Below are 24,925 nucleotides of genomic sequence, written 5' to 3'. Positions count from 1 at the left end.
AAAATGTATAAACACTGTGAGGAAAATGCATATGCTGTTTTATGAGATTGTTTGCTTTTCGTGTAAAAATATATTCCGAGTATACGAAGGAAGTGAAAAATATAAGCGATTTAAAGAGAAACCGAAAGGGACATATTGTTGTGATGAGTGTAGCCACAGAATTCAATTAGAAGCGATAAAATGTTTTTTTAGGTAGTTTTATATTTTTGTTCAGAAAAATTTGACAATATATACGTTATAAATTATCATATGTAAAAACTAATATTCAAAATGGCATTGAAGAGAAGAGTAGTTAAGAAAGAATACGTACAGAGAGCTCTGGTAGCTGAGAAAGAGCGGTATACATCTTAATGAAAAAAGACTTAGAGCTGCGCAAGGAACTAATTCATTTAGGGATGGTGCGACGGGTTCTCCCGTTATAGAGATAGGGTATAAGCATGTTTTGCCGTACCTGAAGAGGTTAATATGGTGACGTATTAACAAACTGAGGTGGTACCGCGAAGTTAATAACTCTCGTCCTCAAGATGAATAATCTTGGGGGTGGGAGTTTTTTTATTGCATAAAACTGAAAATGTGAAAACAAAAATACAATTGAGGTGAGTAACATATGCATTGGGCGTATGAAGTAGCACATGAATTGATTAGAAAAAATCCAAACAAAGAAACTTTTGTTTGTGCAGCTGGAATTAGTCCATCTGGTTCTGTTCATATTGGGAACTTCCGTGAAATAGTAACGACTTATTTCGTTGTAAGGGCTCTGCAAGATTTAGGGAAAAAGACTCGTTTTATCTTTTCATGGGATGATTATGACAGGTTTAGAAAAGTTCCTAAAAATATTGATCCATCTTTTGCAAAATATATTGGTATGCCATACTGTGATATTCCTGATCCGTATGGGTGTCATAACTCGTACGCAGAGCATTTTGAAAAAGAGTTTGAGAAATCGCTCCAAGCATTTGGGATTGAAGTGGAATTCATATATCAACATGCTGAATATAGAAGCGGAAGGTATAACGAAAACATATTAGAGTCTTTGTATAAAAGAAAAGAAATATATGATATTTTAATGGGGTTTAAAACAGGAATATACCGAGAAGAAGATAGAGAAAACTTTTATCCCGTTACGTTATATTGTGAGAGGTGCGGGAAAGATACAACAACTATTACACATTTTGATGAAGTATTAAAAACAGTTCGGTATGACTGTGAATGTGGAAATCAAAATAAATTATCCATATTAAATACAAGTCAAATGAAACTGAATTGGAAAATCGATTGGCCGATGAGATGGATGATAGAGGATGTTATTTTCGAACCGGGCGGAAGAGATCATTCATCGGAAACTGGTAGTTATAATGTATCAAAAGAAATTGCAAGAGAAATATTCAATTGTGAAGCCCCTCAATACGTTGCTTATGATTTCATTGGAATTAAAGGGCATCATGAAAAAATGTCCAGTTCTTCAGGGAATAGTATTACACCTAGGGACTTATTAAAAGTGTATGTACCAGATGTGATTCTTTTTATGTTTGCAAAATATAGGCCCGGCGCAGCTTTTCATATTGGAATTGATGAAGATGTGATTCGCAATTATACAGAGTATGAGAGATTGAAGGATAGTTATGAAAATAAAACACTCAAAAATGAAGATTTATTTGATGCAATTAAACTTTCTAGACTTGATAGCCAATTTAAAGAGTATCCAAAGTTTAATCAAGTAGCAGGAACTTTACCGTTATTAAATTTTGATTCATCTATTTTACAAGATATATTAGAGAAAATAGATAGGAGCTATGCATTACCTGAAATGATAGCGATAAGTAATCGTGCTGAGTATTGGATAAGAAACTTTCAATCTAAAAAATTAATTGCGGTAAATAAAGAGAAAAATACGGAGTTTTATAACACATTAGATGAACGGCAGAAAAAATGGCTAGTAGAAGTTTGTAAAATAATTCGTTCTAATAACGATCATTCTAAACTAATGGAGCAATTGTATACGATTTGTCATCATGAAAATAAAAAAATAATGAAAGAAAATCAAAAACAATTATTTACCATTTTATATAGGCTCATTATGAATCAATCAAGTGGTCCACGTATACCGTTATTAATACATGTGGTAGGCGCCAGAAAATTCGTCACATTATTAGATTTCTAAAATATAGTTAAAAGCAACGCAAGTACTCAATAGAATAAGTACTTGCGTTGCTTAATTTTTACTATCTTGAATACATTTTTGGACATTCATCACCACTTGGTTCGTAAAAGCAATGGCTTTTAAATTGCCCTGCAAACGGCTGATTATACCATTCGGGTGGACAAGCTCCAACTGGACGAAAATACCAAAGAGCCCATCGTGCTGGCCAGCGCCATTCACCTTGTAAAACTTTTCTTGCGATTTCTTTTTCTGATTCACGGGCACGTTGATAAAAGTAACCGTATTGAACTGCTTCGAATCCGCCAGGGCTTTGATATACTGCATCACGCACAGATCGAAGTTGTTTAAAATCTAAACAATCACAAAACACACGATTTACGACAACACATCCAACAAGTTGTTCACCTTGTCGTCCTTCACCTTCAGCTTCAGCTCGAATTAAACGAGCTAGTAAATCAACGTCACTTTCGTTGTATGGAATAAGGGGCATTGTAATACCACCTTTCTTTACCTGTTATAGTAAAGAGTGTATGTTTCAAAATGAGCTAAGTGCATTTTTCTTGAAAATAACTACTAATTTTAAAAAGGAGCTTATACGGAAAAAAGCTAATTATTATATGGAAGATAAAAAACGAAAAAGGAGAGGTACTATGCATCGTATACATAAAGAACATATCATTTACGCAATGTCACCAGAAAATAATCCATGTATTGAAGTAGAAATTGGGAGCCGTCTTATATTTGAAACATATGATTGCTTTGAAAATCAAATTGATTCTGAAGATGTTGTGTTTCAAGAGTTAGATTGGAATCGAATTAATCCAGCGACTGGACCTGTATATATTAAAGGCGCAGAACCTGGCGATATTTTAGTCGTAATGATTGAAAAAATTAAAATTGCAGGGCAAGGCGTTTTAACGACAGGTGCGAACCTTGGTGTAATGGGTGATAAGTTAAATGAAAATACAGTAAAAATTGTCCCAATACATAATGGACATGTTTCATTTTCAAATGAACTGCAAATTCCAATTAATCCAATGATTGGTGTGATTGGTACTGCACCGAAAGAAGAGAGTATTTCATGTGGTACACCGCATGATCATGGCGGGAATATGGATTGTAAAGAGATTAAAGAAGGAACAGCATTATTATTACCTGTAAATGTTCCTGGTGCTCTTTTAGCATTAGGTGATTTACACGCTGCGATGGGTGATGGTGAAATTGGTGTTAGTGGAGTAGAGGTTGCTGGTGAGGTAACTGTAACTGTTCAGACTATAAAAGGAAAGAAATGGCCATTACCATTGGCTATTCAAAAAGAAAAAATAATGACGATTGCTTCAGAGAAATTGCTAGATGATGCAGCGAATCGTGCTGTACGTAATATGGTGACATTTTTACATGAAGAATTAGAAATGTCTAAAGCTTATGCAACTCTTTTATTATCAGCAGCAGGTAATTTAAAAATTTGCCAAGTTGTGGATCCACTAAAAACGGCGCGGATGGAACTAGGAAGGGAATATGTGGAGAAGTTAGGATTTTCTCTAAATGCATTTCATATTAAATAAGAAAAATAGAAAAAGGATACTTTTGTATAAAAGTATCCTTTTTCTATTTTACGGATTTTGTGAAAAGAGGTAGTATTTATTTATATAAGTATATTTGAGATTGTGGATCAAAAAGGAGTTCAGAGATGGTTAAAATTATGATTGTTGAAGATGATATGAAAATTGCGGAGTTATTATCAACATATGTTGCGAAATACGGTTACCAAGGAATTATTGTAACGAATTTTCAAAATGTGTTAGACATATTTTTAGAAGAACAACCGGAGTTAGTTTTATTAGATATTAATTTACCAAGTTTTGATGGTTACTATTGGTGTCGTCAAATTCGCGGGGTTTCCACATGTCCGATTTTATTTATTTCGGCCCGTGAAGGTACGATGGATCAAGTTATGGCGTTAGAAAATGGTGGCGATGATTTTATTCCGAAGCCGTTTCATTATGAAGTTGTAATGGCGAAAATTCGTAGTCATTTAAGACGTGCTTATGGAGACTATGCACCGAAACTAGAAGAACGAATGATTGAGCAACAAGGTCTTAGTTTATATCCCGAAAGACTTGTATTAAAACTTAGGAACCAAGAGATTGATATAACGAGAAACGAAGCCATTTTATTAGAGATGTTAATGAAAAACTATCCGCGTGTTGTGAGTAGGGAAGTATTATTAAATAAATTATGGGATAGTGAATCTTATGTTGATGATAATACATTAAGTGTAAATACAACACGTGTGCGTAAAAAGTTAAAAACGTTACAAATTGAAGGAGCAATTGAAACAATTCGTAGTGTTGGATATAGATTACATATTACTTGGGATAATGGTATGGAAAAATGATAAGGTTATTTATACGTGATCATATACCACTTATTTGTTTTACTGCGATCCAACTACTAGCCATATTCTTAGTTTATTGGTTTGATGGGCATAATCATATTTCAACGGCATTATATGCAATGTTTTTAGGTGCTTTTTTTATGGTAAGTTATTTAGTATTTCGTTATTTTACACATCGTTCTTTTTATGAACGTTTAGCAAATCCGTTGCAATCTTTGGATGAATCTGTTCAAAAATCTGATTTTGCAGTTTTATCTACTGCTCTCCAAGATTTGCTCGAAGTACAATATCGACATTATCAAAATCAGCTCCAGTTACAAGAGAGGAAAAATAATGATCATTTAACCTTTATGAATCAGTGGATTCATCAAATGAAAACACCTTTATCTGTAATAGAATTAATTACACAAGATGAAGTGGATTCACGTTTTGAAAGTATTAATGAGGAAACAGATAGGTTAAAAAAGGGGTTAGAGATGGCACTGTATGTCGCACGTTTAGAAGCATTTACACAAGATTTTTATGTAGAAAGAGTACAACTACATAAAATAGTGAATGATTCCGTGCATGAACATAAACGCTTTTTTATTCGGAATTTTGTATACCCAGAGCTTGAAATTGATAAGAGTATTACTGTAGAAAGTGATGCGAAGTGGTTACAATTTTTAATTGGACAAATAATATCGAATGCGATTAAATATTCATCAGGTAGTAGAGAAAAGATTAAAGTGAAAGCATGTAAGGAAGGTAATACAGTTGTACTTGAAATTACCGATAGTGGCGTAGGGATACCGAAGCAAGATTTACCAAGAGTATTTAAACCTTTCTTTACTGGAGAAAATGGTAGAGATTTTAAAGAATCAACAGGAATGGGGCTATATCTTGTATATGAAATTACAAAACAATTGGGACATAGTGTAGAGATCCATTCAGAAGTTGGTAAAGGTACCGTTGTACGAATTAAATTTTGTAATATGTAAAAAGTGATTCAGGCTAAAGAACTTTTGAGATAAGTTTTTTAGCCTTGTTTTGTACCCTTGATAAAATTAGGGAATGAAATAATATATACCTAAGAGAAGCAAAACGGACCTGATAAGAATAAATGAAATACTAGATACATAAACACTTTTTAATAATAAAATAGATTGTAACTGATAGGGGGGATTGAAATGGATATTCGGAAAATGAGGTATTTCATAACGGTGGCAGAAGAATTAAACTTTAGTCGTGCAGCAGAACGCCTTATGATGGCACAACCTCCTTTAAGCCAAGAAATTCGTAAATTAGAAGAAGAATTAGGGGTCCAACTTTTTCATCGAACAAAAAGAATTGTTGAACTTACCGATGCTGGAAAAATATTTTTAGAAGGTGCGCGACAAACGTTACTTCAAGTAGATAGAACCATTAAAGAAACACAGCTCGCGGATGAAGGGAAGATCGGGCATTTAATCATTGGTTTTGTCGATTCTACAGAAACAGTTATAGACATATTAAAAACATTTCGAGAACGATTTCCTAAAATACAGCTTATATTACGCGAGATGACAACAGACCAGCAAATAAAAGCGCTCTATGAAAAACAAATTCACATTGGATTTATTCGTTCTAAGCAGAATAATGAAATATTAGTTTCCGAAGTTTGTTCTGAGGAATGTTTAAAATTAGTTTTGCATGAAGAGCATCCTTTAGTTTCGTTACGTAACATTTCAATCAAATCATTAGTAGATGAACCATTTATTTTATTTCCTCGTCATTTCGGTACTAACTTTTATGATTTAATTATTAGTTACTTTTGGGAACATGGAGTAAGTTTAAATATTGTTCAAGAGGCGATCCAAATGCAAACGATTGTGAATTTAGTTGCTACAGGAATGGGGATTTCTGTCGTTCCATCATCGGTGGAAAGTTATAAAAAATCGTGTGTCATGTATAAAGACATTCAAGAAAATACACCGAAAATAAATTTATATGTTGGATGGAGACAAGATGAAAAGTCTGTCGTGTTAGAGAACTTCTTAACAGTTGTTAGAGAGGTTTATGCGACTTCACAATTTGAATTTGAAAAGTAAAAGCCCATCTTGATAGGATGGGCAGTGGAAATTTGGAAAGGGAAACTTCTATTTTTATTTTAAAGTCACTGATGATTCAACCTGTTTTACTCGGATCGTACTCAACGAAACCTTTTAGTACGCTATCAATTTGATCCATAATTTCAGGTTGCAATTTAACACTAGAAGCAATTACGTTTTCTCTTATTTGCTCCGGGTTTGAAGCGCCAATAATTGCAGAGGAAACAGCTGGATTTTGTAGTACCCAAGCAACTGCGAGTTGTGGTAGGGTAAGATTAGTTTCTTGCGCGATGGGATTGAGTTTCTGAATTGCGGTGAGTACATCATCACTCATCCAACGTTGCACGAGTTTGTGGAAAAATGGTTTACCAGCATCTGAATTAGCACGTGATTGAGTCGGCAAGGGTTTACCAGGTTGATATTTTCCTGAGAGAATACCTTGTGCAAGGGGAGACCAAACAACTTGACCAAGCCCCTCACGTTGACATGTTGGTATTACATCAGTTTCAATAACACGCCACAACATCGAATATTGAGGTTGGCTAGCGATAAGTGGAATGTTCAATTCTCGTGCAAGTGCTGCACCGCGGGTAATTTGTTCTGATGTCCATTCACTTACGCCTAAGTAAAGGACTTTACCTTGTCTTACAAGATCAGCAAAAGCTAACATCGTTTCCTCAAGGGGAGTTGTTGAGTCAAATCTATGTGCATAATAGACATCAATGTAGTCTGTCTGCAACCGCTGTAACGATGCATTGCAATTTTCTATAATATGTTTTCTCGATAATCCACGATCATTTTTTCCAGGTCCGGTCGGATGGCATACTTTTGTACATAGTTCTATGCTTTCTCGTCGTATACCTTTCAAAGACCGGCCAAGTACTTCCTCGGCTATCGTGTCCGAATAAACATCAGCAGTATCGAACGTTGTAATTCCGACATCCAGTGCGGCTTTCACACAATCATTTGCAATATCTTCATTTACTTTCCCGCCATGGTTTATCCAGTTCCCATATGCAATCTTACTTACTGTTAATCCACTGTTTCCTAGTTTGCTAAATTCCATTGTAGAATCCCTCCTTAAAAATGATAACTTTATTATAAGAACTGAAATGTAGTATGTATAATATATAATTAATCATAAATTTATATAAAAATTATATAAGAGGGAGTACTTAGAAGTTTATTACTGGGGAAATCTAAAGAAATTAGTACAACAAATGTAATTTATGCTTGTTCAATATGAAGTTAAGAAATGATAAATAGACCTAGAAGACAGTAATCTTTATGACAGCACATATAATTGCATTTACTCATACCATACTAGTATGGTACAATATGGTTACTTATGATGGAAAGGATTGATGGGTGGACGATGATTAACTAATCTTATTTTTAAATGTTGAAATTAAATAAATTTCAATTTCTAAAAAATAGGATTAGTCTGCCCAATTTCCATACAACGGTATTGCTATTTATGTTGTACAATAGCTTATTTGGGTATAAATATTTTAATGACTAATCCTGCCAAATTTATTTGGGAGGATTTTTTTATTCTCCCTTAATGAAAGGGATCGGTATTATGAAAGAACTTTTAAAATTAAATGATGTTTATGTTGAAATAAAGGAAAATACTTTGTTAGAGAAAATGAATGTGACAGTTAAACAAGGGGATGTTATCGGATTAATTGGTAAAAACGGTGCCGGTAAATCAACGTTACTTCAATTAATAAATGGGAAGATTGAGCCATCAAAAGGGATTGTTGAATGGCAGCAAATGAATATGACAACGGCATATGTTGAACAAGAAATAGAATCTTTTATTAGTAATGATATGATTGCAAAAGAAGCAGAACTTCTTGCGAAATGGGGCGTGCCAACGAACGATTTTCTTACTTTAAGTGGTGGTGAAAAGCTGAAAGTTCGACTAGCAAAAGGATTTGCCGAAAATCCTAATTTATTAATATTAGATGAACCGACAAATCATTTAGATGAGATGAGTACGGAATTTCTCATTAAGCAAATAAAAAATATGAAGGGTACAGTTATCGTTGTATCGCATGATCGATACTTTTTAGATGTTGTCGCAACTAGAATATGGTCAATTGAGGATAAGAAATTAATTGACCATATCGGTAATTATACGAGTTATATGAAAGCACGTGAGCATAAAAGAATGACGCAGCAGCGTGAATATGAAAAACAACAAAAAAAGATAGAACAAGTAGAAACACATATAAAAGAATTAAGTTCATGGTCACAAAAGGCACACGCACAGTCTACAAAACAAGAAGGAGTTAAAGAGTTTTATCGTGTAAAAGCGAAGCGAATGGATGCGCAAGTGAAGTCAAAACGAAAACGTCTCGAAAAAGAGCTGGAGAAAACGAAAGTAGAACGTCTGAAAGAAGAGTATTCAGTGGAGTTCTCTATTCAAGCGAATAAAAAAGTAGGAAAACGCTTTTTAGAAGTAAAGAAATTAAAAAAAGACTTTCATGGAAAGACATTATTTGAAAACGTTAATTTTACAATCCAGCACGGTGAGAAGGTTGCGATTGTTGGACCAAACGGTAGCGGGAAAACAACATTACTGAAGATGATTATGGGAACGGAAACTGTACAAGGAGAAGTATGGATTTCACCATCTGCAAACATCGGTTATTTAACACAAGAAGTATTTGATTTACCACTGGATAAAACACCAGAAGATTTATTTTTTAAAGAGACATTTGAAGAAAGAGGAAAAGTCCAAAATTTAATGAAACATTTAGGATTCCAAGCTTCTCAATGGAAAGAGCCGATTGAGCATATGAGTATGGGGGAACGAGTAAAATGCAAGTTAATGGCTTATATTTTAGATGAAAAAGATGTACTTATTTTAGATGAACCGACGAATCACCTTGACCTCCCTTCACGTGAACAGCTTGAAAATACATTAGCTGAGTATAATGGAACACTCGTTATAGTTTCTCACGATCGATATTTTCTAGAGAAAACAACTAACACGAAACTCGTGTTTTCAAATAATACGATACAAAAGCAGCTAGAGGAACCTATTAAAACAAGAGATGATATTGAAGAGCTACGTTTAACGTTAGAAACAGAGCGACAAGAAGTATTAGGTAAATTAAGTTTCTTAACTTCTAACGATAAAGAATATAAAGAACTTGATGCACGTTTTATAGAACTTACGAAGCAGATTAAGGCGCTTTAATATAATTAAGGGGGATTAACATGGGAGAAGAGAGTTCGACTAATTTATTTAGAATAGACTGTGGAGATATATACTTGCAAGAGTTTACTATCAAAGATGCGGAGAGTATTTATAAAATATCGAATCAACCGGAAATAGAACAGTTTTTACCAGACTGGAAATCAACGAAAGAACAAAGGATTGACTGGGTTATTAATGATGAAATACCAGCAAATAAAGCATTTCTTAATGCAGTGAAAAATACATGTAACATAGATGATCATATATTAAAGCTAGGAATATTTAATAAAGATACAAATGAATTTATTGGATGGTGCTGCACAAGCATTAAAGAAGAACTCCCTTCACCAAATAGAGAAATAATGTATGCTATTTCAAGCGAGTATCAAAGCGATGGTTACGCTACGAAAGCGACTAAAGGGTTAATTGATTATTTGTTTAAAAATACAAATGTAGATGTCCTCAACGCAATTGCTTTAATTAACAACGTACCATCAAATAAAGTTATTGAAAAATGTGGATTTACTTATTTGAGCCAACAGACGATAGAAAACCAACTATATAATCATTATTTATTAAGCAAATCAGAGTGGATAAAAAATATTGCTCTTTAAAAGGAGTTATAATGGAATGAAATGATTTTAAAAAAGCTTAGAGCTAAAGCTCTAAGCTTTTTTATGTACTATTTACTTTTGGATTATACTTATGAATTATAAGTTATTATTCATCGTTTTGAAGTTCTATAGTTATTCTTTATAATATATTTTATGTTGCTAATAAAGAATACAAGGAATACAGCAACTTTTAATGATGATAATCGTTTCTTAAACCCACTTTTATTTATATATTTAATAGGCTTACAAGGTGTCCTGGCAACCAGAAATAAGTAGCATTGTATTTTATGCTACTATATAGATATTATAAGATGAATAATCGTTAATTATAGTTTGAAAACAGTTTTGTTATCAGTTTTTTTAGAAATCTTACAAGCGTGTAAGATAAATGAAAGATGAATCAATATGTGCTATAAGACAATTCATTTACACTATATTGTGAGAAGTGCAAATGAAGGGAGAATATAAATGGAAATTCTACATGCAAAAAGTATTAGTAAAGTATATAAAGGGAAAGTACCTTTTAAAGCATTGGTAGATATTGATTTATCAATTCAAGAAGGTGAATTTATAGGGATTATGGGGCCATCAGGGAGCGGGAAAACAACGTTATTAAATATGGTATCTACTATCGACTCTCCAACATCGGGAGAAATATTAATAAATGGTACAAATCCTTTCCAGTTGACATCAGATAATTTGGCTTTATTCCGTAGGAAACAATTAGGATTTGTTTTTCAATCATTTAATTTACTTAGCACACTTACAGTAAAGGAAAATATCGTATTGCCGATGACATTAGATGGTGTTTCTGTACAAGAAATGAACAAACGAGTTGTAGAAATTGCAGAGAAATTAAATATTACAGATATATTGAGTAAAAGAACTTTTGAAATTTCAGGGGGGCAAGCTCAAAGAACAGCAATTGCTCGTGCAATTGTTCATAAGCCGCAATTATTACTTGCAGATGAACCAACAGGGAATTTAGACTCTAAATCTTCAAATGATGTAATGGAGATGCTAGATACTTTGAATAAAGAAGAAAAAGCTACGATGATGTTAGTTACACATGATCCGTATGCAGCGAGTTTTTGCAGCAGAGTCATATTTATTAAAGATGGTCAACTATATAACGAAATTTATTGTGGTGAAAGTAGGCAAGCATTTTATCAAAAGATTATGGATGTCCTTTCTTTGTTAGGAGGGAAAAGGCATGACTTTTCGTCAGTTCGCATTTAATAATATTTTTCGTAATAAGCGTACATATGCAGCTCATTTTTTAAGTAGTGCATTTTCTATTATGATTTTCTTTACGTATGCTCTTTTATTATTTCATCCTGATTTACAAGGTGAGTTGAAATCGACAAGTGCAACAATAAGTGCATTTGGTACATTGGGATTTTCAGTTTCGCAAGGCTTGATTTTTGTATTTTCATTTTTCTTCATTCTATATTCAGTTAGTTCATTTTTAAAAACGCGTAAGAAAGAATTTGGGATATTAATGATGCAAGGTATGTCAATGAGACAGCTTAAGAAATTATTATTAATTGAAAATATGTTGATTGGACTTGGCTCAATTTGTATAGGAATTCTAATTGGACTCGTATTTTCTAAACTAGTTTTATTGATAAGCGCAAGTGTATTAATGATTAGTAATGGTTTGCCTTTTTATATACCAGTGCAGGCCGTATTATTAACAGTCATCACATTTCTTTTATTATTTTTAATTGTTTCGCTCGTTACATTTAAAATGATAAAAGTAACAGAACTTGTGGAACTTATACAAGCAGAGGAAAAGCCAAAGCCAGAACCGAAAGCATCAATTTTATTATCGCTACTTTCTTTAATTAGTATAGGGTATGGATATTTTTCAGTATTTCGCTTTATCCCAAGTACTAATTTTATTACGCTTGGAATAGGGGTGCTCCTAGTAATTATAGGAACGTACTTTTTATATACACAGTGTAGCATTTATATATTGCACCTTGCGAAAAGGAGAGAATCTTTCTTTTTAAAGAGAACAAATATATTAACATTTTCTGAATTAATTTACCGTATGAAAGATAATGCAACGATGTTTTTTATAGTATCTATTGTTTCAGCAGTTGCATTTACAGCGATTGGTACAACAGCTGCAATTGGAAATAGGGATTTGGTAAGGATGACAAATCCCTATACATTTTTGTATGGAAGTTTTGAAAACGACAAAGTATTAAATAAAAATCTTTCTATTATAAAAAAACACCTTTCTGATGCTAATATTCCGTATCGAATGGCTTCATCTTCATATATATACACGGAAAATGGTGTAGATGTAATGAAGTTAAGTGAATATAACGATCTTGCTAAAGCACTAGGCTATCAACAAGAAACAATCGAAAAAGAAGATGAAATTTTATTAATTCCTGGAGTCGTATCACAAAAACAAGAATTTAAAAATGGCGAGTATAAAAAGAATATAGAAGTCATTCAAGGAGATTGGACAAAGACATTTCATGTGAAAAAAGCCGTAGAAAATTTAGTTTTACCACATGATTCTAGAACTATTTATATCGCTGTTAAAGATCAGGTATATGATGGAATACCTCTTACTAGTGACCCAGTTAATAAAGACATTCAATATCGTACTTACGGATTTGTTGTAGACGATTGGATGAAAACGAAGGGAATTTCAAACGAATTAATTAGTAGATTTGAGAAAGATACTAGAGTAGGTAATTTTCAATTTCGGGCTTTAACTATAGATTTGTTAAGTGCAAAGCAAACGAATGGATTATTACTTATGGCAAGTGTTTTAGTCGGAATCGTCTTCTTCACATTCGCTGCTAGTTTTATTTATTTCCGATTATATACTGATTTGGATCGCGATCAACAGCAATATAAAATGATTTCGAAAATGGGATTAAGTAAACGAGAATTAAAAAAAATTGTAACGAGACAGTTATTATTAATGTTCTTCTTACCGATTGTTGTTGCAGTGATTCATACTGTAGTCGCTTATACGGCATTACAGCAATTAGTCGATTTTTCTATAATTAATAGCTCTATCGTTATTTTAATTTCATTTATATGTATACAAGTATTATATTTCTTTATAACCCGTTGGCGTTACCTGCAAAAGCTTTATAAGGTTATGGAGCAATAGAGTTTATTAGCTTGTAAGACTACATTAAAGTATGTGGAAAAAATGAACTGTATGATGAAAGGAAACGCGATGAAAAGAACTTTAACTATTTTTATGTTAACGATACTACTATTAATAAGTTTTAGTGCATGTTCTAAAAAGGAGAATCCATTTCCTGCAAACGGTTTATTAATCATTGGAAATGAAAATAAAATTTCACCAATTATTAATCGTTATCAAGAAATTACGAAAGAAAATGAAGTGTTTTCTGTGAAAACAGGTACTTATGGAAACGGACAGGTATTAATTTTAAATGAGTCTACAGCACAAGCATTGATTAAAGCTAAAGTTTTCCGTAAACGAGATAATGGCTCCAATTTTATGCCTGTAAATACGTTACCGAAATTCCCAAAAGAGGGTTCTCTACTGTTTGCACAAGAAGACGAAAAGACTTTGAAAAGTATTAAATTAGAAGGAAAAGAGGTCCCTGTCATATACAATAGTGACGCTTGGATAGGTAACAAGCGTAATTATCCAACGCAATGGTATGTGATTGTATCCAAAAATAATATATATAAGGAAATAAAAGCAAATGAAACAAAAATGCATCTTCTTCAATTAAAAAAATCTTTAGGTGACGAAAAACCTAAAATGTCGACAGATAATACATTGGTTAATGAAAATGTAAAAGTAAGAAAGCTAATTAAAGATTTTGAGGGAGAAGTATCAGTTCAGTTTTTAACGATTGAAGAAAAATCTTAAAAAAGAGTTCAAGGTTGATAAAGTTTCTATCAACCTTGAACTCTTTTTAGTTATAGACCATTCAGATAACATAGTTTACATGACTTCATTTAATCGAGTCTCGCTCGTTTCTTCAATCGCATTTGAATGTTGAACCGAACCATTTTGAGATTCCTTTTCTTTACGAAATTTCTGTAACATTTCTAAAATCATCCATAAAGGTACACCTTTGTCTTTTAGCATTTTCCATAAGTCTAATTCGCTAAATTTATGATCCGCTTGTTTCATTTCTTGTTCAGATGTACGAATATCAAATTTGATTAGATCATTAGATTTCTTATCTTCATGCTTAGTAGAAGAGATAGTATTATGCTCAAGATTAGATGGGGTTATTTTAGAAGGTTGAGCTAATGTATGAATGTTTAATCCGACTTGCATGCTTTTTTCCTCCTTTTCAAGCAATGAAATTAGTTTTCTTATGATTTTTAAATCCATTTAACATGAGGAAACTATATTTAATTATAAATTCAAATAATCAGATTTACAAGTTGTGTTATAAAAAGTAACTGCTTACTAGAATTAATATTTATCAACATTTGTATATGTTTTCTATATATACAACGTATATAAAATACTTTACATTATGTTTAAGTTAAAAACTGATTGTGTCAATCTTTTTCACAGAAAAATGAAAGCGTTTAATTAGGGGGAGAAAGTATGGGGAAGTTATTTTTAAAAGTATGTTTTTTTACATTAGTGACTGTTTGTTCATTCGCAGCGAAAACAACTTACGCTGAAGAGAGACAACAAAATAATTATCCTATCATTTTAGTGAATGGATTTGCTGGATGGGGTAGGGAAGAAATGCTAGGGGTAAAATATTGGGGTGGTGTTCATGATATACAGGAAGACTTAAAAAGAAATGGTTATACAGTTCATACGGCTGCTGTTGGCCCTGTTTCTAGTAATTGGGACCGTGCATGTGAATTATACGCGCAAATTAACGGTGGAACAGTAGATTATGGTGCGGCACATGCTGAGAAACATGGACATAATCGTTTTGGTAGAACATATAGTGGTTTTGCACCGAATTGGAGTGAAACAAATAAAGTTCATTTAGTTGGGCATAGTATGGGAGGACAAACGACGAGAACATTAGTACAGCTATTAAAAGAAGGAAGTTATGAAGAAAAAAATTATATGAAAAATCATCCGAACACAAAGATATCACCACTATTTGAAGGTGGTAAATCGTATGTTCATAGTGTTACAACATTAGCAACTCCTCATAATGGGACAACACTTGCAGACGGGAGTCTTCTATTGCCATTCGTTAAAGATTTTCTCATTACAGCTGCGAGTTTAGGAGGAAACAATAATTTAACATTATATGATTTTAAATTGGATCAATGGGGTATGAAAAAATATGCTGGAGAGTCCTTTTTCCAATATACTGATCGTATTTTAAATAGTTCAATTTGGGAGAATACAAAAGATATTAGTCAATGGGATTTAAGTACTGATGGAGCAAAGGAGTTAAATAATTGGGTAAAGACGCAATCGGATGTATATTACTTATCCTATAGTGGACATGCATCGCAAGCAGCACCTATCACAGGTTTGCATCTACCGCATATAACAATGAATAAAGTGCTAATGGGGAATGCATTCTTCTTAGGCTCTTATGCAAGATATGAAGAAAACCGACCATTAATAGATACTTCTTGGTGGCAAAACGATGGTGTAGTAAATACAAATTCTATGATTGCGCCTGCGTCTAATACTTTTGTAAATAATAATGAGTCTTTACAAATTGGAAAATGGAATCATATTGAAACGAAAGCAAATTGGGACCATCTTGATATGGTAGGGCTTAGTGTTTCAGACACGTTAGGTTTTTCTAACATTCAAGAGTTTTATAGAACAATTGTTGGAAAATTATCACGTCTACCGAAATAGATAATATAAAGCGCTCTCGATGGAATTCGAGGGCGCTTTATATTATATTGAAAGAGGGATTTGGTATAAAAATATGGGGGGATATTATGAAAATTCAAATTGTATTATCAGGATATGGGACAGTAGGAAGAGAGTTTATAAAATTATTAAATGAAAAATATTTATATATAAATGAAACATATGGAATTGACTTAGTTGTTATTGGAGTGATAGGAAGAAATATTGCAATACATAACGGGAAAGGTTTGCAGATTAATGATTTATTGACGTATGGTGATGGTTCTGCTGCAATTGAAAAATATATCGAACATTATCCAGAGGAACGCGGAACGATTAATATAAATGGTACTGTATTGGTTGAATCAACTGCTACAAATCTTAAAAATGGAAATCCAGGGAAACAGTATATGAAACAAGCTATTGAAAATCAAATGGATATAGTAGCTATTTCAAAAGGTGCACTTGTTACAGCTTGGAGTGAACTGAATACAGCAGCACGTATTTCAGGCTCACGCATTCGATATAGCGGTGCAACTGCCGCGGCGTTACCGACATTAGACATTGGACAACTAAGTTTAGCAGGTTGCCATATTGAAAAAATAGAAGGAATATTGAACGGGACAACAAATTATATTCTTACAAAGATGCATGAAGAATATAAGACGTTTGAAGAAGCATTGCAAGAAGCACAAAATAAAGGAATTGCGGAGACTAACCCGTTATTAGATATAAGCGGGATGGATAGCGCTTGTAAATTATTACTTTTGACGAATAGTTTAATGGGAAACGATTATTCACTCAAAGATATAAAAATAAACGGAATAGAGCACGTTACAACGCAACAAATTCAAAATGCAAAGGAACAAAATAAATCAATTAAATTAATTGCATCAGCATATAAAGATGATAATGGAAAAGTAAACCTTAGTGTACAACCTTGTAATTTAGAGAAAGAACATCCGTTAGCAAATATAAATGGCACGGAAAAAGGAATTACGTTCTTTACAGATACAATGGGACAAGTCACTACAATTGGTGGAGCTTCTAATCCACGCGGAGCTGCAGCTGCTGCTTTAAAAGATGTAATCAATTTATATCGAAATGATTTACAGGCTTTATAACCGTACCGCTATTAATAAAAAATACATATGTAGTGGACCTTTTGAGAATGAAATAAATATGCAAAAATAATTGCAGGGGGTAAGAAATTGTTTAAAGATTTTAAAGTTGTAAAAGATCGTCCCGTTTATATTCAATTAAAGGATTATTTAAAAAAGATGATTATGAAAGGGCATTTGTTGGGGGACCAAAAAATCCCATCAACAAGGGAACTAAGTGAATTATTATCAGTGAGCAGAAATACAGTACTCTCTGCATATGCGGATTTAGAACAAGAAGGACTCATTTATGCAGTTAAAGGAAAAGGAAATTTCGTTGCGAAGGTGGATATAAGTAACACCTCGTCTGTTGAAATAGATTGGAAAAATAAACTTAATACAGTTACCACATTAGCGGATGAATTAGACTTAATGAAGCATGGAGTTCGCTGGGAAAAAGGAATGATTGTTTTTAATAGTATAGCCCCGGACGAAAAGCTATTTGATGTTGAAAATTTCAAAAGAGCTTTTCTTACTCGTATGTCCATTGAAGGGGATATCGTATTGAACTACGGATATGCAAAAGGTTATAGACCGTTAATGAATTATTTACTTCATTACATGGAAATGAAAGGTGTAGATATTTCGAACAAAGATATTCTAATTACAAATGGATTTACAGAAGGATTAGATATTGTGTTATCTTCTTTATCGAAGAAATCAGGGCGTGTTATTTGTGAGAACCCAACTCACCATGCTGCATTGAAGCTTTTTCGTTTACATGGACTTGAAGTTCATGGAATTAATATGAATGATGATGGTATTGATACGAATGAAGTAGAAAAAAGTTTGCGTGAAAAGGATTTTGATTTCGCGTATTTAATCCCTTCTTATCATAATCCAACTGGTATTGTTACGAGTTCGGAGAAAAGAACGGAATTGATGAGGTTATTTTCAAAATACAAGATCCCTATTATAGAGGATGGGTTTAATGAAGAATTACGTTATTCGGGTTCACATTTATCGCCATTATTAACTTTTGCAGGGGCTGGTAATAATGTGATTTATATTAGTAGCTTTTCAAAGGTACTTTTCCCTGGTTTACGTGTAGGTTGGATCATTGCAGATAAAGAACTGATACATTATTTAGAAAGTGTTAAAAGAGCCAGAACCATTCACACATCTACGTTAGATCAAGCTGTTCTGTTTCAATATTTACATGAAGGATATTTTGAAAAATATTTAAAAAAAGCAAGATCTGTTTATAAGAAAAAATATGAGTTAGCTGTTGGGGCGTGTAATCAGTACATTCCGTTTAAAAGAATGACTGGAGACGGTGGACTTCATTTGTTTATAGAGTTGGAAGAAAAAATTCAAGCCCGCACACTTTTACAAAAGTGTTATGAGAAAGGAGTTACGTTTTCTCCTGGAGATGTTTTTTACTCTGATGGAGGAGGAGCGAACACATTCCGATTAGGATTTTCACGTTTGAAAGAACAGGAAATTGTTAGCGGGATTCAAATAATTGGTGAAACTTTAAAAAATGAAACTTGGAGTTGAGAAAATGAGAATTGGCGTTATTATGGGAGGAGTATCCTCTGAAAAACAAGTATCAATTATGACTGGGAATGAAATGATTGCACATTTAGATAAGAGTAAATATGAAATCGTTCCAATTACGTTAAATGAAAAAATGGATTTAATTGAAAAAGCGAAAGATATTGATTTTGCATTGCTAGCATTACACGGAAAATACGGAGAAGATGGTACGGTTCAAGGGACGCTTGAGAGTTTAGGTATTCCATATAGCGGCAGCAATATGTTATCTAGCGGTATATGTATGGATAAAAATATTTCAAAAAAGATTTTGCGTTATGAAGGAGTAGAAACACCAGATTGGATTGAACTTACAAAAATGGAGGATCTAAAGCTTGAGGAGTTAGATAAATTAGGATTTCCGTTAGTGGTAAAACCAAACTCTGGCGGCTCAAGTGTTGGAGTTAAGATTGTCTATGATAAAAATGAATTAATCTCTATGCTAGAAACTGTATTCGAATGGGATTCTGAAGTAGTAATTGAGAAGTATATAAAAGGTGACGAGATTACATGTTCAATTTTTGATGGGCAACAGTTACCTATCATTTCGATTCGACATGCTGCTGTGTTCTTTGATTACAATGCAAAATATGATGATACTAGTACAGTTGAAGAAGTTATCGAACTTCCAGCTGAAATAAAGGAACGTGTAAATAAAGCGTCACTGGCTTGTTATAAAGCATTAAAATGTAGTGTTTATGCAAGGGTTGATATGATGGTGAAGGAAGGAATTCCATATGTAATGGAAGTTAATACATTACCAGGGATGACACAATCAAGTTTACTGCCAAAAAGTGCGGAAGCAGCGGGAATTAATTATAGCAAACTATTAGATATGATCATTGAAACTTCATTAAAAGTAAGGAAAGAAGAAGGTTTTTAAGGTAGTTATATAATTAATTCTTTTGACAGTTCCACGAATTATGCTATGATAATTACAATACGACAACTAAATATTTGTCCACTAGGGGGGCCTTTTATAGGCTGAGATCAGATGAAATTTTGAGACTCTTAGTACCTGATCTGGTTAATGCCAGCGTAGGGAAGTGGGAAAGACGTTGCTATTTAACGAATAAATACTGTCAATTTCACTTTCTTTACGCCTGTAAAGAAGGTTTTTTTATTTTACAGCTTTAATAATCGTGGATAAATACGTATATTTTTTACATTATTTGGAGGTAATTAAATGACTTTTTCACAATCATTACGTAAAGAAGTAGATTCAATTTGGGAAGCAAGTTTTAACCATCCTTTTGTAAAAAAACTAGGCGAAGGAACATTAGATTTAGCTAGTTTTCGATATTATGTGCTTCAAGATTCTTATTATTTGAGTCATTTTGCTAGAGTACAAACGTTAGGTGCTGCAAAGGCTCTTGAATTAGAAACGACAGCTCGTATGGCACACCATGCACAAAATACGTATGAAGCTGAGTTATCATTACATGAGAATTTCGCAAAGAAATTAGGGATTACAAAAGAAGAAAAAGATAATTTTATTCCTGCGCCAACTGCATATGCATATACATCTCATATGTATCGTGCAGCTTATGAAGGGCATTTAGGAGATATTATTGCGGCTATTTTACCTTGTTATTGGTTATATTATGAAATCGGTGAACGATTAAAAGAATGTCAACCAGAAGAGCCAATTTATCAAGAATGGATTTCTGCATATGGATCTGATTGGTTCCGTACTCTAGTAGAAGAGCAAATCACACGATTAGATACGATCGCTGAAAAAGTAACAGAGGCAGACCGTAATCGTATGAGACAACATTTTATTTTTAGTAGTCAATATGAATATTCATTTTGGGAAATGGCATATACATTAGAAAAATGGCCGGTGAATGAAGAAGTAAAAGGTGTTATTTAATTAAGAGTGTATAAAGGGTATCGCTATATAAAGAGGCGATACCTTTTATTATATTTAGTTTCTGTAATTTTTTTGTAAATCATAGATAAAAAATATAATAATTAATTATAATGATTTTATAATATAAAGTCCCATAAGGAGGTAGTTATATGTTAATAGTTACTTTATATTAATTTGATTTTAATAATGTTTTATTTGTATAATCAAATGTAATTTAGCTATTTCCTTTAATGTGCTTGGTTAAAAATTGATTCGTTAATGCTTAAAAAATTGGTATCTTTTCTAGTATTACTCATGATCAATATAAATTAAGAGAGGAAGTATTAATAATATGGAAAAATTACAGTTATTAGCATTTAAAAATATAGTAGAACCCCTCTATAATGAGAAAGTATCGTATATTTATTTTCCTATTGAATGGCTTGAGATTGTAGAGATACATTATAGAACATTTTTATTAACGAGCAAATTAAAACTTGTAAATGAAAGATTGTATGAAATGTTTTCTGATATATTATTCATTCAGCATAATCCATATATATTAAAGGAAGATACGCCCTGGATTGTAGCAAAAGAACCAATGAAACAAGAACAGTTAGACTATATTTTCCAAAGCTGGTATGAGGTTATTCATGATTGGAAACCTAATAAATTAATAGATCCACCACATTTAGAATGGCAGTATGATTTAATTAGTAATTTACCAGCATTACATGATAAAAAAACGTTTTCTAAATGGGTACCAGCTCTAATTACTCATATTTTTTGCGAACAGCCTTTACGTATGGAAAATAAAAATGAGGAAGAAATATATTTTTCACCACTGCGATCACAACATGTTTCTGAAGCGATGTCTGAGCCAATTAAAGATGAAGAAACACATGATTATTTCTCTTATGTATATCGGTTTGAATACGTAACTCGTGGAGGTGAGAATATTCCGCTATTAAAAGTATCTGTAGGGATTAGGAGGTTTTATCAACAATATAATCATAAAGATATCCCTATACTTTTAGGGCGAAAGCGGAGCCAAATACTGATTTCAACTCCTGAATTTGAATCAAATAATAAAAAGCAAAGATTTGTAAAGTTAAAAGTACAACAAGCTGTAAAAGGAATAAAGTGGATTAAACGTTTTAGAAATTTAAAAGATGATTATAGGATAGGGGGAGAAGTTAAATTAGAGAACATTCTCCAATGTCCGAAAGAGTATATTAGAGGAACAAAGATAAGAGTGCTTCTTCCATATAACGAAAATATATATAAAGTTCAAGGAACAAAAATAAAATTTGGTATAAAAGTAAGAGAAAAAGAGGAACTTTTTAATGAATTCCAACGAATATGCCCATATTTCACGTTACTTCCAGAATGTGAAAATGTATTAACTAATAATGAGAATGAGTTATTACCTTTATTTGCCCCAAAGGGATTAGACTCAATTACGTTAGAAGTATGGTCAGATGATATAGTAATAGAGATAGAACAAGCGTTATTAGATAGCAAAATAGTTTTAGCTCAAAACGGAGATTCCTCCTATGTATTAAATGCAGACAATCCGGTGTTGTTAAAAATAGTAAGATATAACATTAGGAAATTGTTACAAAATCCATATAGAATGCAATATAGCCATAAAAACAAAAAGAAACTAGTAGACGATGTCGTAAAAGCTGTACATGCTACGGCAGGTGAGCAAAATGAAATGAAATTAGCATTAATTGCAATAAAAAATTGTGATGGTCGCGAAAAAATTAATCCAAAGCAAATTATTCGGGAAGGATTCGCTCAAACGGAACGTATTTCAGCATTTATTAATTTATTTATCGGACAAAGTGTATCTAAAAAAGAAATTATTAATGCCATTCTTAGTTTGTTAGAACAAAAGGGGTTCTTAAAGTGTAGTTGGAATAAGATAAAATTACCGGGGATAATTGTAAATTTATCAATTGAGAAAATGTCTAAATATGATTTCTTACCTATTTTTTCAAAAATAAATGGGAGAGAAATATTATATAAATTATATGGTCAAGAAGAATGGGGCACAATTGATCATACTTTATTAAATATAGGTAATAATAAAGTGTTTTTACCACAACCATCAAAAAGGAATGATATAGGAGTCAGTTTTAAACAATTTATGTCAGAAACATTAGTTGAAATTTCACAAGATGCACATAAACAAAATAAAGAAGTTTATTTTATTGTAGATGCCAATATGAGGAAATATTGGATAGAGGAATTGCAAAATAAAAGCGTTAATATTGGGGTTTCACCTGAAATAATCTCAAATTTAAAAGAGGATATAAACATAATTAGAATTAATACTAACTCAGATGTACCGAACTATATTGTTAGAGACCAAGAACATGTTATGAATGAAACGAGATTATTTGTAGATCAAATGGGAATTTACTATAGCACGGCTGCATACGAATTAGATTGTAATGAGATAGTACAGCAGTACATACTCGAAGTTATCCCGCTTGGTGTAAAATCTGAAGAGAGAGAAGAAATCGCCAAAATGATACATTACATGTGCTGTAAATCAACCTTGCTCTCAGAACAAAATACTCATAATACGTATGTAATGCATATGGTTAAATTAATTAAAAATTATACTACCGATATTGATTCAAGGGAGTTTAAAGAATTCAATGACGAATTAGATGAAGATGTAATAATTTTAGAAAAAGAAGATACATTGATATTAATATAAATAATAGTGTACAAATCCTGCTAGTAATAATGAGCAGGATTTGTCATTTTTTCATGTAAATAAGGCTATCCTTTGTCATGTATCTTTTCTTTTACGTATTTACTTTATTTACATACAGGATTAAGATGTTTTTTAGAAATACAAAAACTACATCATATGGAAAAGCGATTTTTATTAATTGAAAAGAAAATTTGAAAGGAATGGGGAATTGTGAAGAAATTAGATGTATTATTAATGCTACTGAGCGGCCTCTTTCCAATTGCAGGAATGTTAAAGCAAATCCCTCTTGAACAATCTTTATTTATTGGAGGACTTTTATTTTTTACTAGTTTCGGTAGTTACTTTGCGAAAAAGATATATTCACGTATATGTAGCTGGATAGCGTATGCACCATTTATAACATTACTGTTAGTCATTTGGAATCAGGATATTTCAATAAGTTCAATAATAGCGAACGCGAAAATCGCCGCTTGCATTGCGTTAATTCCGTGTTTATTCCGGTTTCGTACATACGGGCTTACTTTGGGCTTATTCTCATTATGGACCGCCTTACTATGGGATATAAAAGAAGTACAGTCGTTAGTCATACTTGAGCGTATGACTAGTTTAATGACAAGCCATTACTTATATATTCTCCTTTTAGTTGGAGGACTTATATTAGGTGGATTACTTGCGATGTTATTACATCGAAAAGAAAAAGATAATAAAGTTGAAAATACAAATATATTTAAACAAAAAAAGAAACGCAACAAACCAACATTTAAAATTCGTATTCCTAGATTACCAAAGTTTAAGATAAAATTATTAAAGTTTGGTGGGAAATCTTCTAAACGAAAAACACCAGAAACAATTTATGAGCGTAATTATGATGAACCGGCTCAATCAAATCAAATGATAGAGCAAGAACCGCAATATAAAGTAGAAGCTATCCAAGGACAAACAAGGATGGAACGTCGAAGAAATAGGCATAATGCATAGTAAAATTAGTTAACCCCTTAATGATTTATCGTAGAATTGATAAATCATTAAGGGGTTTTATATATTCCTCTGTGTGCTTTTTTATCTCTCACATGTTTATTAGCAATTATCCAGTGAAATATATAAACTACTAGTACTTACATAATACATTTTAGTAATGAGAAGAAATTAATACTTAACAAATCTTTATGTATGGCGGTTTCTGGGTAATCAGAAACTGCCTATTTTATATGGTTGCAAACATCGACTATTTGGAAAATCCCTTTGTTTTATTTGATGGAGATATAGTACCGCATATTGGTCATTCTTATTTAGGGCTATTTATTTCGATGAAGAGGATAGAGTGATTCGAAGCAGTCAAAAAAGAGCGTATGAAATATAAATAAAAAAG

21 protein-coding genes, 1 riboswitch and 1 other annotated feature are annotated in these 24,925 nt (G+C 32.4%); of the genes, 18 read left to right on the top strand and 3 right to left on the bottom strand.

Annotated features, from left to right (window positions below; genetic code table 11):
- Nucleotides 1–25 precede the first annotated feature (25 nt).
- Entirely contained in the window at nt 26–196 is a 171-nt protein-coding gene (locus NSQ69_RS13415; protein WP_078203372.1) for a DUF2197 domain-containing protein, read from the top strand.
- A 71-nt stretch (nt 197–267) separates the two neighbouring features.
- Nucleotides 268–524 (top strand) — a binding site (T-box leader).
- 83 nt (nt 525–607) lie between these two features.
- Nucleotides 608–2,161 (top strand): lysine--tRNA ligase, encoded by a 1,554-nt coding sequence (gene lysS, locus NSQ69_RS13410; protein WP_078206754.1) that lies wholly within the window; start codon nt 608–610, stop codon nt 2,159–2,161.
- 61 nt (nt 2,162–2,222) lie between these two features.
- On the opposite strand, the gene NSQ69_RS13405 is transcribed toward lysS, so the two are convergent.
- Nucleotides 2,223–2,651 carry a cell wall hydrolase gene (locus NSQ69_RS13405; RefSeq protein ID WP_002013108.1) on the bottom strand — a complete coding sequence of 143 codons (429 nt, stop codon included), beginning with the start codon at nt 2,649–2,651 and terminating at the stop codon, nt 2,223–2,225.
- Between the two features lie 160 nt (nt 2,652–2,811).
- Between NSQ69_RS13405 and NSQ69_RS13400 the strand changes: the two genes are divergently transcribed.
- The 4 genes from NSQ69_RS13400 to NSQ69_RS13385 all read left to right on the top strand — a co-directional run bounded on the left by NSQ69_RS13400 (nt 2,812) and on the right by NSQ69_RS13385 (nt 6,628).
- Nucleotides 2,812–3,726 (top strand): acetamidase/formamidase family protein, encoded by a 915-nt coding sequence (locus NSQ69_RS13400; protein WP_341099377.1) that lies wholly within the window; start codon nt 2,812–2,814, stop codon nt 3,724–3,726.
- A gap of 125 nt (nt 3,727–3,851) precedes the next feature.
- Nucleotides 3,852–4,559 (top strand): response regulator transcription factor, encoded by a 708-nt coding sequence (locus NSQ69_RS13395; RefSeq protein WP_078206756.1) that lies wholly within the window; start codon nt 3,852–3,854, stop codon nt 4,557–4,559.
- Nucleotides 4,556–5,539 (top strand): sensor histidine kinase, encoded by a 984-nt coding sequence (locus NSQ69_RS13390; RefSeq protein WP_078206757.1) that lies wholly within the window; start codon nt 4,556–4,558, stop codon nt 5,537–5,539. Before NSQ69_RS13395 ends, NSQ69_RS13390 begins: the two co-directional genes overlap by 4 nt.
- A gap of 189 nt (nt 5,540–5,728) precedes the next feature.
- Complete coding sequence (locus tag NSQ69_RS13385; RefSeq protein WP_078206758.1) at nt 5,729–6,628, top strand: LysR substrate-binding domain-containing protein; 900 nt, start codon at nt 5,729–5,731, stop codon at nt 6,626–6,628.
- Between the two features lie 76 nt (nt 6,629–6,704).
- Here NSQ69_RS13385 and NSQ69_RS13380 read toward each other — a convergent pair whose 3' ends face one another.
- Entirely contained in the window at nt 6,705–7,694 is a 990-nt protein-coding gene (locus NSQ69_RS13380; RefSeq protein ID WP_002168252.1) for an aldo/keto reductase family protein, read from the bottom strand.
- 516 nt (nt 7,695–8,210) lie between these two features.
- Here NSQ69_RS13380 and abc-f point away from each other — a divergent pair.
- The 5 genes from abc-f to NSQ69_RS13355 all read left to right on the top strand — a co-directional run bounded on the left by abc-f (nt 8,211) and on the right by NSQ69_RS13355 (nt 14,339).
- Nucleotides 8,211–9,839, top strand: coding sequence for a ribosomal protection-like ABC-F family protein (gene abc-f, locus NSQ69_RS13375; RefSeq protein ID WP_087996279.1), 1,629 nt, complete (start codon nt 8,211–8,213; stop codon nt 9,837–9,839).
- Between the two features lie 20 nt (nt 9,840–9,859).
- The gene (locus tag NSQ69_RS13370; protein ID WP_078206759.1) at nt 9,860–10,453 is read left to right on the top strand and encodes a GNAT family N-acetyltransferase; all 594 of its coding nucleotides are present in this window, start codon (nt 9,860–9,862) and stop codon (nt 10,451–10,453) included.
- A gap of 468 nt (nt 10,454–10,921) precedes the next feature.
- Nucleotides 10,922–11,692, top strand: coding sequence for an ABC transporter ATP-binding protein (locus NSQ69_RS13365; RefSeq protein WP_002127673.1), 771 nt, complete (start codon nt 10,922–10,924; stop codon nt 11,690–11,692).
- Nucleotides 11,667–13,598, top strand: a complete 1,932-nt coding sequence (locus NSQ69_RS13360; RefSeq protein WP_341099375.1) for an ABC transporter permease — start codon at nt 11,667–11,669, stop codon at nt 13,596–13,598. The genes NSQ69_RS13365 and NSQ69_RS13360 overlap by 26 nt, the downstream gene beginning before the upstream one ends.
- A gap of 69 nt (nt 13,599–13,667) precedes the next feature.
- On the top strand, nt 13,668–14,339 hold the full coding sequence (locus NSQ69_RS13355; protein ID WP_002127671.1) for a lipoprotein BA_5634 family protein: 672 nt from the start codon (nt 13,668–13,670) through the stop codon (nt 14,337–14,339).
- A 75-nt stretch (nt 14,340–14,414) separates the two neighbouring features.
- Here the strand turns inward: NSQ69_RS13355 and NSQ69_RS13350 are convergent, their stop codons facing one another.
- Nucleotides 14,415–14,756: a DUF3914 domain-containing protein gene (locus tag NSQ69_RS13350; protein ID WP_002127670.1), complete on the bottom strand. Its 342-nt coding sequence runs from the start codon at nt 14,754–14,756 to the stop codon at nt 14,415–14,417.
- Between the two features lie 279 nt (nt 14,757–15,035).
- On the opposite strand from NSQ69_RS13350, the gene NSQ69_RS13345 reads away from it, so the two are divergent.
- The 7 genes from NSQ69_RS13345 to NSQ69_RS13315 all read left to right on the top strand — a co-directional run bounded on the left by NSQ69_RS13345 (nt 15,036) and on the right by NSQ69_RS13315 (nt 24,534).
- Nucleotides 15,036–16,277, top strand: coding sequence for an esterase/lipase family protein (locus NSQ69_RS13345; RefSeq protein WP_341099373.1), 1,242 nt, complete (start codon nt 15,036–15,038; stop codon nt 16,275–16,277).
- Nucleotides 16,278–16,363: 86 nt separating this feature from the next.
- Nucleotides 16,364–17,398, top strand: coding sequence for a homoserine dehydrogenase (locus NSQ69_RS13340; protein ID WP_341099371.1), 1,035 nt, complete (start codon nt 16,364–16,366; stop codon nt 17,396–17,398).
- An 87-nt stretch (nt 17,399–17,485) separates the two neighbouring features.
- The gene (gene pdxR / locus NSQ69_RS13335) at nt 17,486–18,934 is read left to right on the top strand and encodes a MocR-like pyridoxine biosynthesis transcription factor PdxR (protein WP_002185703.1); all 1,449 of its coding nucleotides are present in this window, start codon (nt 17,486–17,488) and stop codon (nt 18,932–18,934) included.
- Nucleotides 18,935–18,938: 4 nt separating this feature from the next.
- Complete coding sequence (gene ddlB, locus NSQ69_RS13330) at nt 18,939–19,853, top strand: D-alanine--D-alanine ligase (protein WP_002013134.1); 915 nt, start codon at nt 18,939–18,941, stop codon at nt 19,851–19,853.
- Between the two features lie 73 nt (nt 19,854–19,926).
- Nucleotides 19,927–20,032: riboswitch (TPP riboswitch) on the top strand.
- A 124-nt stretch (nt 20,033–20,156) separates the two neighbouring features.
- Entirely contained in the window at nt 20,157–20,843 is a 687-nt protein-coding gene (gene tenA, locus NSQ69_RS13325; protein WP_002032475.1) for a thiaminase II, read from the top strand.
- A gap of 331 nt (nt 20,844–21,174) precedes the next feature.
- A complete protein-coding gene (locus NSQ69_RS13320; RefSeq protein WP_002127661.1) occupies nt 21,175–23,556 on the top strand; it encodes a pPIWI_RE module domain-containing protein in 2,382 nt (793 codons plus the stop codon).
- A 210-nt stretch (nt 23,557–23,766) separates the two neighbouring features.
- Complete coding sequence (locus tag NSQ69_RS13315; protein ID WP_002013140.1) at nt 23,767–24,534, top strand: DUF3959 family protein; 768 nt, start codon at nt 23,767–23,769, stop codon at nt 24,532–24,534.
- The last annotated feature ends 391 nt before the right edge of the window (nt 24,535–24,925 follow it).

This window comes from Bacillus sp. FSL R10-2201 (genome assembly GCF_038008665.1).
GTDB classification, from domain to species: domain Bacteria; phylum Bacillota; class Bacilli; order Bacillales; family Bacillaceae_G; genus Bacillus_A; species Bacillus_A mycoides.
This window is presented reverse-complemented; position numbering and strand designations above follow the sequence as displayed.

Bases quoted from the DNA above. Each gene is read 5' to 3' on its own strand.
- NSQ69_RS13415 (WP_078203372.1), top strand. From the start codon at position 26: ATGCATATGCTGTTTTATGAGATTGTTTGCTTTTCGTGTAAAAATATA.
- lysS (WP_078206754.1), top strand. From the start codon at position 608: ATGCATTGGGCGTATGAAGTAGCACATGAATTGATTAGAAAAAATCCA.
- NSQ69_RS13405 (WP_002013108.1), bottom strand. From the start codon at position 2,651: ATGCCCCTTATTCCATACAACGAAAGTGACGTTGATTTACTAGCTCGT.
- NSQ69_RS13400 (WP_341099377.1), top strand. From the start codon at position 2,812: ATGCATCGTATACATAAAGAACATATCATTTACGCAATGTCACCAGAA.
- NSQ69_RS13395 (WP_078206756.1), top strand. From the start codon at position 3,852: ATGGTTAAAATTATGATTGTTGAAGATGATATGAAAATTGCGGAGTTA.
- NSQ69_RS13390 (WP_078206757.1), top strand. From the start codon at position 4,556: ATGATAAGGTTATTTATACGTGATCATATACCACTTATTTGTTTTACT.
- NSQ69_RS13385 (WP_078206758.1), top strand. From the start codon at position 5,729: ATGGATATTCGGAAAATGAGGTATTTCATAACGGTGGCAGAAGAATTA.
- NSQ69_RS13380 (WP_002168252.1), bottom strand. From the start codon at position 7,694: ATGGAATTTAGCAAACTAGGAAACAGTGGATTAACAGTAAGTAAGATT.
- abc-f (WP_087996279.1), top strand. From the start codon at position 8,211: ATGAAAGAACTTTTAAAATTAAATGATGTTTATGTTGAAATAAAGGAA.
- NSQ69_RS13370 (WP_078206759.1), top strand. From the start codon at position 9,860: ATGGGAGAAGAGAGTTCGACTAATTTATTTAGAATAGACTGTGGAGAT.
- NSQ69_RS13365 (WP_002127673.1), top strand. From the start codon at position 10,922: ATGGAAATTCTACATGCAAAAAGTATTAGTAAAGTATATAAAGGGAAA.
- NSQ69_RS13360 (WP_341099375.1), top strand. From the start codon at position 11,667: ATGACTTTTCGTCAGTTCGCATTTAATAATATTTTTCGTAATAAGCGT.
- NSQ69_RS13355 (WP_002127671.1), top strand. From the start codon at position 13,668: ATGAAAAGAACTTTAACTATTTTTATGTTAACGATACTACTATTAATA.
- NSQ69_RS13350 (WP_002127670.1), bottom strand. From the start codon at position 14,756: ATGCAAGTCGGATTAAACATTCATACATTAGCTCAACCTTCTAAAATA.
- NSQ69_RS13345 (WP_341099373.1), top strand. From the start codon at position 15,036: ATGGGGAAGTTATTTTTAAAAGTATGTTTTTTTACATTAGTGACTGTT.
- NSQ69_RS13340 (WP_341099371.1), top strand. From the start codon at position 16,364: ATGAAAATTCAAATTGTATTATCAGGATATGGGACAGTAGGAAGAGAG.
- ddlB (WP_002013134.1), top strand. From the start codon at position 18,939: ATGAGAATTGGCGTTATTATGGGAGGAGTATCCTCTGAAAAACAAGTA.
- tenA (WP_002032475.1), top strand. From the start codon at position 20,157: ATGACTTTTTCACAATCATTACGTAAAGAAGTAGATTCAATTTGGGAA.
- NSQ69_RS13320 (WP_002127661.1), top strand. From the start codon at position 21,175: ATGGAAAAATTACAGTTATTAGCATTTAAAAATATAGTAGAACCCCTC.